Source organism: Agrobacterium sp. 22-3639C2, from assembly GCF_053522105.1.
Genome location: NZ_JBNWDB010000003.1, coordinates 51,518 through 68,446, shown reverse-complemented (window position 1 = coordinate 68,446; position 16,929 = coordinate 51,518). Strand labels below are relative to the sequence as shown.

16 protein-coding genes are annotated in these 16,929 nt (G+C 60.4%); 8 read left to right on the top strand and 8 right to left on the bottom strand.

What is annotated here, in order from left to right; genetic code table 11:
• The first annotated feature begins 107 nt into the window (after positions 1-107).
• Complete coding sequence (locus tag ACQZ6D_RS13250; RefSeq protein ID WP_065704959.1) at positions 108-1,496, top strand: M20 family metallopeptidase; 1,389 nt, start codon at positions 108-110, stop codon at positions 1,494-1,496.
• On the opposite strand, the gene ACQZ6D_RS13245 is transcribed toward ACQZ6D_RS13250, so the two are convergent.
• Positions 1,493-2,101, bottom strand: coding sequence for a LysE/ArgO family amino acid transporter (locus tag ACQZ6D_RS13245; protein ID WP_003512058.1), 609 nt, complete (start codon positions 2,099-2,101; stop codon positions 1,493-1,495). The two genes, ACQZ6D_RS13250 and ACQZ6D_RS13245, sit on opposite strands and share 4 nt — an antisense overlap.
• Positions 2,102-2,397: 296 nt before the next feature.
• Here ACQZ6D_RS13245 and ACQZ6D_RS13240 point away from each other — a divergent pair, with 296 nt between their 5' ends.
• The gene (locus ACQZ6D_RS13240; RefSeq protein ID WP_065661233.1) at positions 2,398-3,297 is read left to right on the top strand and encodes a LysR family transcriptional regulator ArgP; all 900 of its coding nucleotides are present in this window, start codon (positions 2,398-2,400) and stop codon (positions 3,295-3,297) included.
• A gap of 6 nt (positions 3,298-3,303) precedes the next feature.
• Here ACQZ6D_RS13240 and ACQZ6D_RS13235 read toward each other — a convergent pair whose 3' ends face one another.
• Together ACQZ6D_RS13235 and ACQZ6D_RS13230 are read right to left on the bottom strand one after the other, a co-directional pair.
• The gene (locus tag ACQZ6D_RS13235; RefSeq protein ID WP_065704957.1) at positions 3,304-3,762 is read right to left on the bottom strand and encodes a VOC family protein; all 459 of its coding nucleotides are present in this window, start codon (positions 3,760-3,762) and stop codon (positions 3,304-3,306) included.
• A 181-nt stretch (positions 3,763-3,943) separates the two neighbouring features.
• Positions 3,944-6,139, bottom strand: coding sequence for a transglycosylase domain-containing protein (locus ACQZ6D_RS13230; protein ID WP_065704955.1), 2,196 nt, complete (start codon positions 6,137-6,139; stop codon positions 3,944-3,946).
• Positions 6,140-6,394: 255 nt separating this feature from the next.
• Between ACQZ6D_RS13230 and ACQZ6D_RS13225 the strand changes: the two genes are divergently transcribed.
• From ACQZ6D_RS13225 to cueR, 4 genes are all read left to right on the top strand, one after another.
• The gene (locus tag ACQZ6D_RS13225; RefSeq protein ID WP_019564095.1) at positions 6,395-6,874 is read left to right on the top strand and encodes a YcgN family cysteine cluster protein; all 480 of its coding nucleotides are present in this window, start codon (positions 6,395-6,397) and stop codon (positions 6,872-6,874) included.
• Between the two features lie 150 nt (positions 6,875-7,024).
• Entirely contained in the window at positions 7,025-7,846 is an 822-nt protein-coding gene (gene blaOXA, locus ACQZ6D_RS13220; RefSeq protein ID WP_448729773.1) for a class D beta-lactamase, read from the top strand.
• A 34-nt stretch (positions 7,847-7,880) separates the two neighbouring features.
• A complete protein-coding gene (locus tag ACQZ6D_RS13215) occupies positions 7,881-8,489 on the top strand; it encodes a class I SAM-dependent DNA methyltransferase (protein WP_065704952.1) in 609 nt (202 codons plus the stop codon).
• A 139-nt stretch (positions 8,490-8,628) separates the two neighbouring features.
• Positions 8,629-9,054, top strand: coding sequence for a Cu(I)-responsive transcriptional regulator (gene cueR, locus ACQZ6D_RS13210; protein ID WP_003512071.1), 426 nt, complete (start codon positions 8,629-8,631; stop codon positions 9,052-9,054).
• A 28-nt stretch (positions 9,055-9,082) separates the two neighbouring features.
• Here cueR and ACQZ6D_RS13205 read toward each other — a convergent pair whose 3' ends face one another.
• Positions 9,083-9,331, bottom strand: a complete 249-nt coding sequence (locus tag ACQZ6D_RS13205) for a hypothetical protein (RefSeq protein WP_003512073.1) — start codon at positions 9,329-9,331, stop codon at positions 9,083-9,085.
• Positions 9,332-9,506: 175 nt separating this feature from the next.
• On the opposite strand from ACQZ6D_RS13205, the gene ACQZ6D_RS13200 reads away from it, so the two are divergent.
• Complete coding sequence (locus ACQZ6D_RS13200) at positions 9,507-10,895, top strand: MFS transporter (protein WP_448729844.1); 1,389 nt, start codon at positions 9,507-9,509, stop codon at positions 10,893-10,895.
• Between the two features lie 22 nt (positions 10,896-10,917).
• Here ACQZ6D_RS13200 and ACQZ6D_RS13195 read toward each other — a convergent pair whose 3' ends face one another.
• From ACQZ6D_RS13195 to ACQZ6D_RS13185, 3 genes are all read right to left on the bottom strand, one after another.
• Positions 10,918-11,091 carry a hypothetical protein gene (locus ACQZ6D_RS13195; RefSeq protein ID WP_003512077.1) on the bottom strand — a complete coding sequence of 58 codons (174 nt, stop codon included), beginning with the start codon at positions 11,089-11,091 and terminating at the stop codon, positions 10,918-10,920.
• A 57-nt stretch (positions 11,092-11,148) separates the two neighbouring features.
• Positions 11,149-12,867: a glycoside hydrolase family 32 protein gene (locus ACQZ6D_RS13190; protein WP_065704951.1), complete on the bottom strand. Its 1,719-nt coding sequence runs from the start codon at positions 12,865-12,867 to the stop codon at positions 11,149-11,151.
• A 63-nt stretch (positions 12,868-12,930) separates the two neighbouring features.
• Positions 12,931-14,001, bottom strand: a complete 1,071-nt coding sequence (locus ACQZ6D_RS13185; protein ID WP_244517176.1) for a sensor histidine kinase — start codon at positions 13,999-14,001, stop codon at positions 12,931-12,933.
• Positions 14,002-14,178: 177 nt separating this feature from the next.
• On the opposite strand from ACQZ6D_RS13185, the gene ACQZ6D_RS13180 reads away from it, so the two are divergent.
• A complete protein-coding gene (locus ACQZ6D_RS13180) occupies positions 14,179-15,639 on the top strand; it encodes a protein adenylyltransferase SelO (RefSeq protein WP_065705010.1) in 1,461 nt (486 codons plus the stop codon).
• A gap of 137 nt (positions 15,640-15,776) precedes the next feature.
• Here ACQZ6D_RS13180 and ACQZ6D_RS13175 read toward each other — a convergent pair whose 3' ends face one another.
• The gene (locus ACQZ6D_RS13175; protein WP_448729772.1) at positions 15,777-16,877 is read right to left on the bottom strand and encodes a saccharopine dehydrogenase NADP-binding domain-containing protein; all 1,101 of its coding nucleotides are present in this window, start codon (positions 16,875-16,877) and stop codon (positions 15,777-15,779) included.
• Positions 16,878-16,929: the final 52 nt, after the last annotated feature.

Here is a 16,929-nt window from a genome sequence, read left to right as displayed (position 1 = left end):
CTGTTTTCCCGTTTTTGAACAGGTCGAGGACTATCACTGATTCCCTGTTTGGAAAATGGTACGCCTTGTTTAGTCTTGATGGAAATGACCAGAAGAGGGATTCCACCATGTCGCGACAAGCCGCCATCGACCACGCCACCCGCTTTTTCGACGATGGCAGGTTCGAGCAGGACTTGGCGCGGCGCGTTTCGCTCCGCACCGAAAGCCAGGATAAGGCGCGCGGTGCCGAGCTGGCGCTCTATCTGGAGTGCGAAATGCAGCCCGCTTTCACCGCCATGGGGTTTTCCTGCACGATCCTGCGCGACCCGGCGGCGGATTTGCCGTTTCTGATCGCCGAACGTTTCGAGGATGAAGATCTGCCGACCGTGCTGGGTTATGGCCACGGCGATGTGGTGCGTGGTCTTGATGACGGCTGGGCAGAAGGCCTTTCGCCTTTCGTGATGTCCGAGCGCAATGGCAGGTGGTACGGGCGCGGCACCGCCGACAACAAGGGGCAGCATTCGGTCAACATGGCGGCGCTGAAAGCGGTGCTGGAGACGCGTGGAAGACTTGGGTTCAACGCCAAATATCTGATCGAGATGGGCGAGGAGAGGGGCTCTCCCGGCTTGAGGGAAGTTTGCCGGGACTATAGCGAGCGGCTGAAAGCCGATCTTCTGATCGCCTCCGACGGCCCGCGCCTGAATGCGGAGCGGCCGACCGTTTTTCTCGGTGCGCGCGGCGGCATTACCTTCGATCTGGTGATCGAGGCGCGGGAAGGCGGCCATCATTCCGGCAATTGGGGCGGGGCGCTGTCCAACCCCGGCGTGCAGCTGGCGCATGCCATGGCAAGCCTCGTTGGCCCATCCGGGCAGATCCGCGTGCCCGAACTGGTGCCGGAAGAACTGCCGCAGGCGGTGCGTGACGCGCTTGCCGATTGCGAGATCGATGGCGGACCGGATGGTCCGAAAATCGATCCTGACTGGGGCGAGCCCGGCCTTTCCACCGCCGAGCGTGTGTTCGGCTGGTGCGCGCTGGAGGTGCTGGCCTTTGAGACCGGCAATCCGCGCGCGCCGGTCAATGCCATTCCGCCACGGGCATGGGCGCGGCTGCAATTGCGCTTCGTTGTCGGCATCGATCCGGAAGCCGCGCTGCCCGCCATCCGCCGCCATCTCGACCGGCAGGGGTTCAGCATGGTTCGGATCGTACCCGCCGGCGACGAGATTTTCCGCGCCACGCGGCTCGATCCGCAGGACCCATGGGTCGGCTTCACTCTGAGTTCCATGGCCCGCACGACGGGCAAGACACCGGCACTTCTTCCCAATCTGGGTGGCTCGCTGCCCAACGATATCTTTGCCGATATACTGAAACTGCGCACCATCTGGGTGCCGCATTCTTATCCCGGCTGCTCGCAGCATGCGCCGAACGAACATTTGCCGAAGGAGATTGCCCGCGAGGCGCTTGCCATCATGGCCGGGCTTTACTGGGACCTCGGAGAGGGAGAAACCCCTCCGCTTTAAGCGCCCATGACCAGCTTGAAGGCGATGGCCCACATGGTGAAGGCGATAACCCCTTCGAGGATGCGCCAGGCGGACGGCTTTTCGAAGATCGGGCGCAGCCAGCGCGCGCCGTAACCCAGCGAAAAGAAGAACAGCAGGGAGCCGGTGGCGGCACCCGCCGCGAAGGTTTTTTCAAAGCCGGGAAATTGCGTGGAGATGGTGCCGAGCAACACGACGGTATCGAGATAGACATGCGGGTTGAGAAAGGTCAGCGCCAGGCAAATGGCAAGCGTCTGCCACAGGCTCGCCTCCCGCCTTTCCGCCACCGAAAGCACCTCCGACGAACGCAGGGCCGAATGTAGGCTTTTCGCGCCATACCAGATGAGAAACGCCGCACCGGCATACCGCATGATGGGATCGAGCGCCGGCATGACGGCGCTTATCCGCTGAAAACCGAAGACGCCGACGGTGATCAGCAGCGCATCGGAAATCGCGCAGGTGGCACAGACGGCAAAGACATGGGAGCGCGCCAGCCCCTGCTTCAGAACGAAAGCATTCTGCGCGCCGATGGCAACGATGAGGCTGAGACCCATCGTCAGGCCGGTGAAGAAGATTTGAATGTCCATGTGCTGGCTGCTGCCTTTTGTCTCTGCCTGTGCGGATGGATGATGCCACCGCTTCCAGACCGAGTGCTTTGATATTTCCCTCACATGGTTTAATCAAATTAAACAAACTCAGTTCAAGTAAGTAAAACTAATGACGGGCAAAAACTATGCGACAGGGCGATTTCATGTGCGGGCACCTCGCCTGACCCTCATTCCTGTGACAAGGACAGGAATGAGGGAAGAGGAGAGTGCTACTGCTACTGCCCGGACGCTTCCCGTCAACCACGCCCATATCAATCTTTACAAGGAGGCCTTTGATGCTGGACTATCCTTCCATGCGCGCCGTGGCGCTCGTGGCCCAGACCGGCAGCTTTGAGAAGGCGGCACAGGTGCTGTGTGTCACGCCCTCGGCCGTTTCCCAGCGTATCAAGCAGCTGGAGGAGCGCCTCGGCGTGGTGCTGATCGTGCGCGGTAATCCTTGCGTGGCGACGGAAAAGGGCGAATGGCTTTGCCGGCACATGGACCATGTCGGCATGCTGGAAACCGAACTGTTCCGGCAGCTTCCGGTTCTTTCGGAAGCGGGCGCGGCGGCAGAGCGTGTCACACTCAACATTGCCACCAATGCCGATAGTCTCGGCACATGGTTTCTCGACGCGGTTTCGAAATTCACCGGTGGCAGCGACTATCTCGTCAACATCGCGGTGGACGATCAGGACCATACGGTGGAATGGCTGCGCGGGGGCAGGGTGCTCGCCGCCGTCACCGCCCATGCCAAGCCTGTGCAGGGCTGCCGGGTCTTGGCTCTCGGTGTGCTCAGATATCACGCCACCGCCAGCCCGGCTTTCATGGCGCGCCATTTCTCCGATGGCGTCACGCCCGCCACGCTTGCCCGCGCGCCGGGGCTTACCTTCAACCAGAAGGACAGGCTGCAGGCCAGCTGGATCAAAAAAGCGCTGGGTGAGGATATATCCTATCCCACCCACTGGCTGCCCTCGACCGACGGTTTCGTGAAGGCAAGTCTTGCCGGCATGGGCTGGGGCCTCAACCCGGTGCAGCTGGTGGGAGAGCACCTTGAGGCGGGGCGGCTTGTGGAAGTCGTTCCCGGCACACCGCTCGATATCCCGCTCTACTGGCAGGTCAATCGGCTCGCCGCTGAACGCCTCGGCACGCTCACCGCCCATGTGGTGGAAACAGCACGGGCGGCGCTTCTTTCCTGAGGCAGATCAAATAGTCTGCCATTCGCTCCAGTTCAACACGCGCGGAATCTGCGGTTTTGCTTCGCCGCCAAGAAACGCGATATATTCCAGCGAGTGGCCGTCGGGATCCTTGAAATAGACGTTGGCTGCCGGCATCCATGGAAAGACGACGGGCTCGTCGATCTCGTTTTCGCCGTCAAAACCGAGCGGCGTTACGCCGTTCCGGCGTAGATAGTCCGGTGCGGCGAGAAGCTGATCAAAATCGACGCTGAAGGCGATGTGCAGTCTCATATTGATGGGTGCGGAATGGATGGACCATAGGCCAAGCATCGAATGCCCACGTTCGCCGGTCCAGAAGAACGCCACATTCCGTTCAGGGAATCGTTGTGCCAGCTCCAAGCCGACAACATTACGATAAAACTCAACCGAGCGTTCCAGGTTCGAAACCGTCAAATGCGTCTCGAACAATGCTTTTACTTTCACCATTTCCTGTCCTCAATTGCCTTAGCGCTGCACCTTTCGGGCATTCGCTTTCTTGCAACCGGACTGTGCAACCTCAACCATGATTGAGGTCAAGCACCAAATATGGATTTTTCTAAAGCCGAGTGCAGGCAGCAATCTGGAGGGAAAAACGCCTTCAGCATTATGAGCCAAGGTTGCCAAGCCGTCACCGCCGGGCCGCATCCCCCGGGCCATCCCGCAATGACGCATCCGCAACCTTTTGCGTCGTGACGGTCAAAGGCGTGGCTTCCTTCATCTTCTTGGCGATGGAACGGATGACGCGGGTTGCTTCGGCTGAGAGCGAGCGTGGGCGGGTGAGTGCCGGCATGGCGGGTGCAGCGGTGGCGGATGCGGCAGCGACCTGGGCCGAAGGCTGCGGGCGCGCGCCTGTCGGCAGCGGGTTCTGGATGCCGGGAATGGGGCGCAGCTCCATGCCTTGATGGGCGTAGTCCATAAGCCGCTTGAAGGTCATGGCGGGAAGCGCGCCGCCGGTCATGTTGTTCATCGGCGTGAAATCGTCGTTTCCGAACCAGACCGCCGTGGTGTAATTGCCGGTGAAGCCCACATACCAGGCGTCGCGGTAAGCCTGCGACGTGCCGGTCTTGCCGCCGGAAACGATGCCGTTTTCAAGCGCGCCGCGCCGGGCCGTTCCCATCACGGGAATGGTGACAAGCATCTGGTTCATCTTCGAATTGGCCTCTTCGGAAAGCACCCGCTTGGCGGGTTCCTCGTCACGGCCGAAATCGTAGAGAACCTTGCCCTCGTAATCCAGCACCTGCTCGATGCCGTGGCGGCGCGATTGCATGCCATCGGCCGGGAACACGGCATAGGCCGTCGCCTGATCGAGAACCGTCAGTTCCGATGTGCCGAGCGGAATGGTCTTGTCGCTGCGCAGCGGCGTGGCGACGCCCATCGCCTTGGCGGTGTCGACGATCACCTGCGTGCCGAGCACGTCTTTGGCGAGACGCACCGGCACGGTGTTGTAGGATTTGGCAAGCGCCACCTGCAACGTCACTTTGCCGGCGTAGGAGCGGCCATAATTCTGCGGAGACCAGCCGCGCCAGGTCACGGGCGCGTCGGAAATCAGCGTCTCCGGCTTCATGCCCTTTTCCATGGCGGCCGAGTAGGTATAGACCTTGAAGGAGGATCCCGGCTGGCGCAGCGCCGCCGTCGCGCGGTTGAACTGGCTTTCGCCGTAGTCACGCCCGCCGACCATGGCGCGCAACGCGCCGCCGTTTTCGATCATCACCATCGCGCCCTGCTTGACGCGGTAGCCCTCGCCATACTCGCGCAGCTCCATTTCCATCGCCTGCTCGGCTGCCTGTTGCAGCCCGGTATCGATGGTGGTGCGCACGACGACGGTATGGTCCTTGAACCTGCCCTGCGCCGCCAGCCGCTGTACCTCGTCAAACGCCCAGTCGAGGAAATAATCCGGGGCCTTCACATCGGCGCGGTCAATGACGGTGGCCGGATTGCGCCGCGCGCCGATCACCTGACCCTCGGTCATCAGCCCGCTCTGCACCAGGTTGGAAAGCACGGTGTTGGCGCGCGCACGTGCGGCGGGCAGGTTGACATGCGGTGCGTATTTAGCCGGCGCCTTGAACAGGCCGGCGAGGATGGCGGATTCGGCAAGCGTGACATCGGTCAGGTTCTTGCCGAAGTAAAATTGCGCCGCCGCTGCTGCCCCGAACGTGCCGCCGCCCATATAGGCGCGGTCGAGATAAAGGCTGAGGATTTCCTTCTTCGACATGTTGGCCTCGAGCCACAGCGCGAGGAAGGCTTCCTTGATCTTGCGCTCAAGCGAGCGCTCATTGGTAAGGAACAGGTTCTTGGCAAGCTGCTGCGTCAGCGTCGAGCCGCCCTGCACCACGCCGCCGGCGCGGGCATTCTCGCTCATGGCGCGTGCAAGGCCAATGAAATCGATGCCGAAATGGTCGAAGAAACGCCTGTCTTCGGTGGCCAGAACCGCCTTGATGAAATGATCCGGCATCTGGTCGATCGGGACGGAATCCTCATGGATGATGCCGCGATGGCCGATGGTGTTGCCGTAACGGTCAAGGAAGGTCACGGCAAAATCACCGCGATAACGCCAGTCCTTCTTGGTCTCCTCAAAGGCGGGCATGGCAAGCGCCAGAAGAACGACACAGCCGGCCGTTCCGAAGGTCAGCGCGTCGCATGTCAGGTTGACGAGAAGCTTCTTCCAGCCGCGCACATGCAGTTTGCGCGAGGCAATGGTGACGTCTTCCCAGAAATCCACCAGCCTTGCCGCAGCCGTCCACAGGCCGGAGTCGATAAAGCTATCGATTCTCAGCAGGATGTGCCGCTTTTTGCGACCGTTTTTATCGTCTTTTTCTTCCTGCACCTGGCGATGTTTTCCTGTTCAACGCAACGCGGATTGTCGATGTTTCTGCGCTTCATCCAATTCCGGACGCAAAACCATGACATGGTTCTGCTGGAATTGCTTGACGCGGCGGCCTCTCGCGGGTCAATGACCCTTTGCCACTCGCCAAAATGCTAAAATATCGTACAAACCAGCCCTTGGCGATACGATATTAAGGATTAGGGATCGGTTAAACCTTGCCCTCCAAGAGATCAAAATGGAACGGAAATGTTAACGATGAATGACGCGCCGTTCTGGAAAACCAAATCACTGGAAGAGATGAGTGGCCAGGAATGGGAAAGCCTGTGCGACGGCTGCGGCCTGTGCTGTCTGAACAAGCTGGAAGATTGGGACACCGGCGAAGTGGTGTTCACGTCGGTCCGCTGTCAGCTGCTCGACGGTGAAAGCTGTCGGTGCTCCGACTATGAGAACCGCCGCGCCACCGTGCCGGACTGTATCCAGCTTGATTTGAAAAAGGTGCACGAAATCGGCTGGCTGCCGCCCACCTGCGCCTACGCGCTGGTACGCGATGGCAAGGATCTGTACTGGTGGCACTATCTCGTCTCCGGCGACGTGAACACGGTGCATCAGGCCGGCATTTCCGCGCGCGGCCGCACCGTCAACGAGCTGGACGTGGAGGTTGACGATTTCGAGGATTATGTGGTGGACTGGCCGCTCACAGTGGGTGAGACGGCGGGCGAAAAAGAGAATAGCTGACGGAAGTCGCCAATTTTCGTGTTGGTCCTATTCCTGCCCCATCGTTTTCTTAAGGCATGTTTCGGAAGAACGGCATGCCTGAAACAAGGGCCGCCGTTCATCCATTCCGGCATATGATCCGCAGAATGCGGACGAGGGACATCAAAACGCATGCGCTATCGGCTGCCCGCCATCGTTCTTTCGTGCATTGCCCTTCAGGGTATTCTGCCGCTTTCCGCCTCCGCCCAGCAATCGCAGGCTTTTGAATGCACGCTGGTCACCTCCATCGAGACCGGCGCTGTCATCAACCAGCAGGGCGCCTGCGATCAGCGCGTGGCGCCGACCTCCACCTTCAAGGTGCCGTTGGCTCTGATCGGTTATGACGCCGGCATCCTGCTGGATGACAAGACCCCCGCATGGGACTGGAAACCCGGCACGGAAGCCCGCGCGCAGGACCGCAAGACGGTTGATCCGACCATATGGGAGCAGGATTCGGTGCTGTGGTATTCGCGCGAACTCACCCGCCGTCTCGGCCCGGAAAAATTCGCCGCCTATGTCAAACGTCTGGGTTACGGCAATGCCGATGTATCCGGTGAACCCGGCAAGAATAACGGTCTCACCCATTCCTGGCTCGGCGCTTCCCTGACCGTTTCCCCGGTCGAGCAGGTGGGCTTCATCCGCCGCCTTCTGGCCGGAAATCTGCCGGTTTCGCGCGACGCGCAGGCAAAGACGCGGGCGATCGTGCCGGTGTTCGATGCGCCGGAGAGCTGGAGCGTGCACGGCAAGACCGGCACGGGCTTCATGCGCGACGAAAAAGGCAACCCCGACCGAAGCCGCCCCTTCGGCTGGTTCGTTGGCTGGGCGGAGCGCGAAGGCCAGCACATCGTCTTCGCAAGGCTTCGCGTTGCCGACAAGCCGTCGAGTGAACCGCTCGGCCCCGCAGTGCGCGACGCCTTCCTGCGCGATATTGCCCGGCTGGCAGTGCACAGATGATTATACGGCTGGCCAGCCCCAAGGAAAAGCGGACATGGCGGATGCCTCCAACGATGTGATCAAGCTCTACACCGACCATGGGGCCGATTTCGACAGGCTGCGCGGTCGTTCACTCGCCGAAAAACCCTGGCTGGATCGGTTCACGTCGCTTTTGCCGCAGGGCGGATCCATCCTCGATATCGGCTGCGGTTCAGGCGAGCCGATCGCCGGCTACTTCATCGGCAACGGATATGACGTGACCGGCATCGATACGTCATATCCCCTGATAGAAATTTGCCGCACCAGATTTCCGGAAAAGCGCTGGGTGGTCGCCGATATGCGTGAACTCGTGTTGAGTAGCCGCTTCGACGGGTTGATTGCCTGGCATAGTTTTTTCCATCTGAAGGCCGACGATCAGCGCCGCATGTTCGGTATTTTCCGGCAGCACGCCAATGACGGCGCCGCACTGATGTTCACGGCCGGGCCGGGACACGGGGAAGCGACGGGGACCCTTCAGGGAAAGCTGCTTTACCATGCCAGCCTCGCTCGCGAAGAATATGAAAGCCTGCTTGCCGCGCACGGGTTTCGACTTCTCGACCACATCGTCAACGATCCCGATTGCGGTGGGGCGACGATTTATCTCGCCAGACGTGTGGCGGCGTAACCATCGAATTCAGAGCCCTGCCAAGCACTCACGATTGTGTGTGCGATAAAAAATGTCGTTATCCCTTGACCTTCCCATGATGGGAATCCTTACATAGTAGCCATAAACGGGCGAAAGTCGCCCTGAGGGAAGTGGCATTATGAATATCGGACAGGCTTCGGATGCATCCGGCGTTTCCGCCAAGATGATCCGTTATTACGAGCAGATCGGCCTCATCACCCCCGCCGCCCGCACCGGCAACAACTACCGGGTCTATGGCGAGCAGGACGTGCATAATCTTCGCTTTATCAAGCGGGCGCGCACGCTTGGCTTCTCGCTGGAGGAGACGGAAACGCTCCTGAAACTCTGGCAGGACAAGAGCCGCGAGAGTTCGGCGGTGAAGGACATTGCGCTCGGCCATATCGCCGATCTCGAACAGAAGATTGCCGAGATGAAGGGCATGGTGAAGACGCTGTCCCACCTTGCCCATTGCTGCGGCGGCGACCACCGGCCGGATTGCCCGATCCTCGATGATCTAGCGGCAGGCGTCGAAAAGGCCGCCCACAAGCCTGCGAAGGCCCACTGACGGCCGCATCCCGCCCCGCCGCCAGTCCCTAAACCTCGTCGAACGCACCGCCTTCGCGCGAGGGATTGCGGTCGATCACGCGCTCTTCCGCGTCATCGGGAAGGGCCTCGTCGCTTTCCTGATAGGGGTCGTCTTCGCTCTCGGCCTCTTCTTCCTCGATTTCATGTTCGATGGACTGCGGAATTTCTCCCTTTGCCGGAAGGGCGTCGATATCGAGATCGAGCAGTTCCTCGTCCATGGCGTCTTCGTTGAGAGGTGTGATTTTCTTGCGGTCCATGGTGGTATCCTTTCTGTCTGGTCATTGCGCAAACGACCGGGGAGGCAGAGGGTTCCTGATGCCTGCAAGTTCGCTCGAGCGGAATAGGTAAAAAGGCGCCTTGACCTCAATTTTGCTTGAGGTTCTAGTTTGCCCGCCGTATCGCAAGAATGGAAAGGATACGGCTTTGACGAGTATGGAAATGACGGAGAAAAATAGCTGGTCGGAATTGCTTGGTGGGGCGAACCTCTCGCTTCTGACCGTCATTTCCTCCGGTATCGGCCTGCATGCCTTCAACCAGTTTGCAGTAGTCACGGCCCTGCCGGTCGCGGTGCGCGAGATTGGCGGCGCGGCCTTCTATAGCTGGGCCTACAGCCTCTATTTCGTCGGTTCCGTGGCAGGCGGTGTCACCGCCGTTCTGTTTCGCGAGCGTTTTGGCGCACGCAGCGTTCTATTCCTGTGCTGCCTTATCTTTTCCTTCGGCTCCGTCATGTCGGCACTCGCCGACAGCTTTTTATGGGTCGTCATCGGCCGGGCGTTGCAGGGACTTGCCGATGGCCTGATCGTGGCGGTGTGTTACAGCCTCATACCTGCCGGCTTTCGCTCGGCTCTACTGCCGAAGGTCTTTGCCATCGAGGCGGCCATCTGGGCGGTCGCGTCCTTCGTCGGGCCGCTCACCGGCGGTTTTGCCACGGAGCACATCTCCTGGCGCGCCACATTCCTCTTGTCTGCGCCGCTGATCGTGCTGCTGCTGGCCTATACGGCGATTGCGGTCTCGGCGGAACGGTCGGTCGCGACCTCGCGCAAGCCGATGGTGCCGCTGCTCCTTTGCCTTGTTGGCGCATTGGCTTTCTCCGCACCCTCCGCCTTTGAGGATGCCGGTCTGCGCATCATGTCGCTGCTGGTTGGTGCGGCACTGTTGTGGGCGTCGCTGAAGGCGGGCATCCGGCTTTCCACCGGCCTGTTCCCCAGGGATTCCTTCCGGTTGAAAACGGTACTTGGCAGCGGTTTCTGGGTGCTGTTCCTGATGTCCTATGCCCATGCACTCGGCAGCGTCTATCTCGCTTATGTCGCCATCAATCTCTGGCACCATGAGCCGACCTTCGCCGGTTTTATCGTCGTGACGATGCCGCTTGCCTGGAGCTTCGTGGCAATGCTTATCGGCAGCCTGCGTTCGGGCCGCCTGCGGCAGCTTTGCCTGCATTACGGACCCTACCAGATGGTGCCGGGCTGTGCGCTGCTCGGGCTTGGGCTGGCGACGGGGAACTGGCCGGAAATGCTGATCGGGCAGATATTGATCGGTTCAGCTTTCGGCATGTCCTGGGCAGGCATCAGCCAGGCAGCCATGGAAGCCGCGACGGAAGAGGAACGCAAGATGACGGGCGCGCTGCTGCCTACGGTCGCGACGCTGGGTGCCGCCGCCGGTGCGGGTGCAAGCGGCACCGTCGCTGCCGCGAGCGATCTAGTTCTGCAGATCGATCGTGCGGATGTGACGATGCCGATGCTCTATCTCTATGGGCTGGGTGTCATCGTCTCGCTTCTGGCGATCCTGACAACCCGCGGGTTGCGAAGCGGACAGCGCTGACGCCTCTGCGGCGTGTGTGCGGTTAAGACTGCGTGGTGGCGATGGTGATCGCCGCCAGATACACCACGAAAGCCATGATCGCGACTGCGCCAATAATGATGACGACACCCTTGCCCGCGCGTTTTTTCTCGGTCTTGTTTTCGTTGGCTTCTGTCGGAAACAGGATGGGATCGCGGGAATCGCTGATTTTTGTCATGCCGTTTCTCCTTTGAGCGGTTGCTGCTTATCAACAGCAGATCCGCCAAAAGGTTCCTCACGGACGCAGCGCCCAGCTGGTGGCGTGCACTACAGCCCCCGGCGCTGCCTTGAGGAGCGCTGAACGCACGGGCTCGAAACCCTCTATGCGTTTTGTCCCCACATACCGGCCCCGGTTGGCGAACACTTCGATGGATCCGTAGTCCAGAAAGACGCGGATGTGCGAGGCCCTTGCTCCTCTGGCGATATAGTGCGGCGAGGGGCCATCGCGCCCGTCATCATGGCGGATCCACAGGCCCGTTTCATCGGCGATGAGGCCCAGTGTGACCACGGGATGATCGAGCACCAACTCGAACGGTGTGCCGGGCGAAGCAAGCTCGATCAGCATCTCCACCGCACCGTTGATGAAAGTGACGCGCTCCCCGGCCGCCAGCCGCGTGCGATCGACAATATGGCTTCGCAGGCTTTCCACCGCACCGATGGGCGGGGTCAGTAGCTCGCCGTTCGAATAGTGGATCCGGCGCGGCAGCGTCATGGATGTCGGGAAATCGATCTCCGGATTGGCATCCGCCCAATTGGCGAGCCAGCCGATGCCAATGATGCTGTCGCCATCCAGAAACGCCTGGAAGGCGTAATTGTCGGTGCCGAAATCCAGCTCCTGCCCAAATTCCTTGGTGAAGACCTTGCCGTCGAACCAGCCGACATCGGCCATGGTCAGGTTCTTGCGGCCGGTTTCAGGGTCTTCGGAATGCATCAGCCCATAGACCAGAACCCAGCGCGTGGATCGGGCATTGGCCGGGCCGTCGAGCGGCAGAAGGCAGGGGCATTCAATGGCAGTGGTCTTGTAGCGCGTTTCCACCCAAAGCTTGCCCACATAGGTCCAGCCTGACGCCGCCGTCGGGTCCAGCGTCTCGTAAAGCAGGATGACGCCGCCACCGTCGCTCTGACTTCCGAGCAGCATTTTCCAAAGTCCATCCGGGCCGCGAAAGACGTAAGGATCGCGGAAATCCGGCGTCAGCCCCTGTCCGTCCGGGCGATGGCCGAGAATGACTTCGGCCTGTCCGGCCATGATGAGATCGGAAGAAGTGGCGGTGAGCTGGATCTGCTGTTCGGGAATGCGATCCTGCACCTGCTCGGTGAAGAACACGCGGATGCCCGAACCTTCGACCAAAGGAATTGTCGAGCCGGAATAAGCGCCGCCGCGCTTGTCCGGCCGCGTCGTCAGGTCCTCGGAAGGGAAGAGGAAGATCGGCAGATGCCGCCAGCGCAGGTAATCGGAGGAAACCGCGTGGCCCCAATGCATGGTGTTCCAGCGCAGCCCGTGTGAATAATGCTGGTAGAACAGATGCGGCCGTCCTTCGAACCGGCCAAAGCCGTTCGGATCGTTCATCCAGCCGAAGGGCGGGCGGAAGTGGTAGCTGTCAGGCAGTTCCGGTGCGGCATTGTCCGGCTTGGTATGGACGACGGTTATGCCGGTTTCCAGCACGTCGGCGGCGGTGAACCAGTAGATGACGGAAACGGCGGTCGTGACAGTATCGTAGCTTAGTTCCACATGGCCGCCGCCGAAGACCTGATAGATTCTAAATCCGAACTCTTCCGTGTTGAGGCTTGAAACCTCAGCGAATTTTCCATTCGCATTGGAAAAGGAGACGGCGCCGGGTTCCGCCGGTTTTTTCGCCTTCAGCCATACATGGAAAGTGGCGTTAACAGGCAGATCGGTGTGCAGGATGCGGATTGCGCTTTCCGGCTCGGCGGCTACGGCTTCAACGACGGTCATTCCCGTTCCTTTCGTTGCGGCTAGTTTGGTTCAGGAAACGCAACGAATGGGACGAAAGAAAGTTCAACCGCCAGAGGTTTCGCCGTCGCCAGCCTCGTATTTGCCATCCAGCTCGAACACCAGCCCGTCTGGATGATAGAAGGTGCGGCCTTCGCCGGAGAAGTAAGCCGCAACGATCTGGTTGGTCAGCCGCGAGCCGAAACCCGTACGCGTCGGCGTCCTGACCGCAGGTCCGTCCGTCTCGCGCCAGCGCAGTTCGAAGCGGTCATCCTCGTCCAGCGTCCAAAAGATTTCGATTTTGCCGCTCTCGTTGGAAAGTGCGCCATATTTCATCGCGTTGGTGGCCAGTTCATAAATGGCCAGAGACAGGCCCAGCGCCTGTTGCGGCGCGATTTCCATGTCCGGTCCGGAAATCGTTACGCGCGCCTTGTCGTCGAGATGCGGATAAACGGACTCGCGGACAAGCGCGGAGATGCTGGCACCCTTTCCCGAAGCATGAATGAGGTTCTGGGCGTTGCCGAGTGCTGCGATACGTCTTTTGATGGTGTCGCGCGCATCCTCAAGCGTCTGCGAATGGCGCAGAGTGGCGCTGACGACCGCCGTGGTGATCGCCATCGTATTCTTGACCCGGTGGACGAGTTCGCGCCGCAGAAGATCCTCCCGGCTGCGGCTCTGCACCGCTCCGGTCGTGTCGACGGCTATGTCTATCAGCCCTGCGATCTTGCCCTGGTCGTCGTAAAGCGGGCTGTAGGAAAAGGTCCAGTAGGTGTCTTCGGGGTAGCCGTTGCGGTCCATGACGAGATGCATGTCCTCGGCGAACGTGCCCTTGCCGGAGAGTGCCTGATCCACGAAGGGTTTCACATCGTTCCAGACATCGGACCAGATGATGTGAAACGGCTTGCCGAGCGCACCCTCTTCCTTCAGCCCAAGAAACGGGCGGTAGGCGTCGTTGTAGACGATGTTGAGGTCAGGCCCCCAGAACAGACAGATTGCATGGCCTTGCTTGAGGATCATCTGCACGGTGGTTTTGAGTGATACCGGCCATGTCTCTATCGGCCCCGTGCTTGTCGACGCCCAGTCGAAGCGGCGGATGGCCTCGCCCATTTCACTGTCGTCATAGGGGAACTCTGGCACGAATTTATCCTGCTTGCATTGCGGCTCATTCATTGGATGTTTGTATGTTCAAATATACCTGTAGTTCAAATTGATTTTTCCAAACTTCGCTGCGGCTTCCCGTAATTGTGGCTATTCACCCCTCGCAACCGGGCGGAAAAAGGGCCATATCAGGTAAAAGCAGGGAGTTTACCCGTGATCACATTCGACAATTCCTATGCCCGCCTGCCGGAAAGGTTCAGCGCCGCCGTCTTGCCAACGCCGGTGAAGGCGCCACGCCTCATCGCCTTCAATCGCGCGCTGGCAGACGAGCTTCTTCTCGACGTCTCAGGCCTCGACGACGACAGGCTGGCGGCGATCTTTTCCGGCAATGTGGTACCGCAAGGGGCCGAGCCGCTGGCGATGGCCTATGCCGGCCACCAGTTCGGCGGTTTCGTGCCGCAGCTCGGCGATGGTCGTGCCATTCTTCTCGGTGAAGTCATCGACAAACACGGCAAACGTCGGGATATCCAGCTGAAGGGCTCCGGCCCGACGCCGTTTTCGCGAAGGGGCGACGGGCGCGCGGCGCTCGGCCCGGTGCTACGCGAATATATCGTCTCCGAGGCAATGTTCGCGCTCGGCGTTCCCGCGACAAGGGCGCTCGCCGCCGTCCTGTCCGGTGACAGGGTGCAGCGCGAGGTGGGTCTGCCGGGCGGGGTTTTCACCCGTGTTGCGGCAAGCCATATCAGGGTCGGCACCTTCCAGTTCTTCGCCGCGCGCGAGGATGATGAGGGGATCAGAAATCTCGCGGATTATGTGATTGACCGCCACTATCCCGAAGTGAAAAACGCGGACAATCCCTATCTCGCCCTGTTGCAGGGCATCGCTCAGAGGCAGTGCGAACTCATCGCCCGCTGGATGATGGTTGGCTTCATCCACGGCGTGATGAATACCGACAATATGGCGATCTCCGGCGAGACGATAGACTTCGGTCCATGCGCCTTCCTTGACGAATACAATTCTAACAAGGTGTTCTCCTCCATCGACGCACAGGGGCGCTACGCCTTCAACAATCAGCCGGGCATCGCCCAATGGAACATTGCAAGGCTGGCGGAATGCCTGTTGCCGCTGCTTGACCCTCAAGTGGAGAAAGCAGCCGAACTCGCAAACGCCGTGCTCGCTGATTTCGCCGCCGCGTTTCCCAAGCGCTGGCTTGCCGGCATGCGCGAAAAGCTTGGGCTGACGGGCGAAGAGGAGGGCGATATCGAGCTGGTGCAGGCGCTTCTTTCGCTGATGCAGGCATCGGAAGCCGATTATACGCTGACCTTCCGGCGTCTCTCTCACGCGGTAGAGGGCGATGCCGAGCCGTTTCGCGGCATGTTCATCGATATCGCGGCGGCGGATGCATGGCTGGCGCGCTGGCAGGAGCGGGCCGGGCGGGAAGAAGTCTCTGCCTCCGAGAGGTCGCGGGCGATGCTCGCCGTCAACCCGGCCATCATTCCCCGCAACCACCGCATCGAGGAACTGATCGAGGCGGCGGTGGAAGACGGCGATTTCGAACCGTTCCACGCCATGCTGGCGGCGATTGCCGCGCCATTTGAGGAACGGCCGGACAATTTCGTCTACATGCAGCCGCCGATGAGCGATGAAAAGGTGTTTCGGACCTTTTGCGGGACGTGATTTGGGAGAGGCATTCCGCCGCTCGTCGTCATGCTCGGGCCTGTCCCGAGCATCTGCGACCTATCGATTTCGTGAGACGTTAGATCCTCGGGACAAGCCCGAGGATGACAGTGTCGGGGCCGATTGCTCCCCTTAACTCACCCAACCCGGGCCAGCGGCTCATGCGCGCCGTAATATCTTCCAAACCGGTTTTCCAGGAATTTCGGCAGGGCCACTTCTTCCTGCCGGACAAACCCCTTCTGCGGCAGGGCGCCTTCCGCAAGCAGATCGAGAACCGTGCAGATACCGGCTGCGGTGGTGATCTGGATTGCGCTCATCATCCGGCCGGAAACGGGGCCGGCATAGACCTTGTTGGCATAGGTTTCCTGCAGGAAACGGCCGTTGCGGGTGCCGCAGACGGTAACGAAGACAATGACCACGTCCTGCATGGTGCCGGGCAGGGCGTTTTCGAAAAGGTCCTTCAGCACATCGCGGCGGTTGCGCAGGTTGAGGTCGTTCAAAAGCGCCTTCATGATCGCGACATGGCCTGAATAACGGATGGTGCGGTAATTCATCGTCCGCACCTTGCCTTCCAGCGTCGCACATAGCGTGCCGAGGCCGCCCGAGGTGTTGAAGGCCTCATATGTCACGCCGTCGAGCGAGAACTCTTCGCGCTCTTCCAGCGCCGGAACGGCGGTGAGGCGGCCTTCGACGATGGCTTCGCAGGGCTCGATATACTCGTTGATCAGCCCGTCCGTGCTCCAGGTAAGGTTGTAGTTGAGCGCATTGGACGGATATTGCGGCAGCGCGCCGACACGCATGCGCACGCTGTCCAGCTTGTCGAACCGGGCGGCAAGATCTGCGGCGACGATGGAAATGAACCCGGGGGCAAGGCCGCATTGGGGAATGAGCGCTGTCTCAGCCGTTTCCGCCAGTGCCTTGACCTTGCGGGTGGATTCGACGTCTTCAGTCAGATCGAGATAATGCGTGCCGACTGTAACCGCAGCTTCCGCAATGCCCGCCGTCAGGTGGAAGGGGGCAGCGGAAAGCACGGCGAACTTGCCTTTCAACAGCGCTTCCAGCGCCGGACGGTCGCCAATGTCGACGATTTCAGTATCGACACGCTCATGCGCCGGCACATTTGTCAGCTGGTCTGCCGAGCGATCGGCAACCGTGATGCGATAATCGCCCGTGACAGCCAGCATCCAGGCGATGGCTGAACCGATATTGCCCGCGCCGATGACGACGATGTTTTTCATGTTTTTGTTCCCCGCAGTAAATTCATATGCCTCTGCGCACCAGATGCGCTTC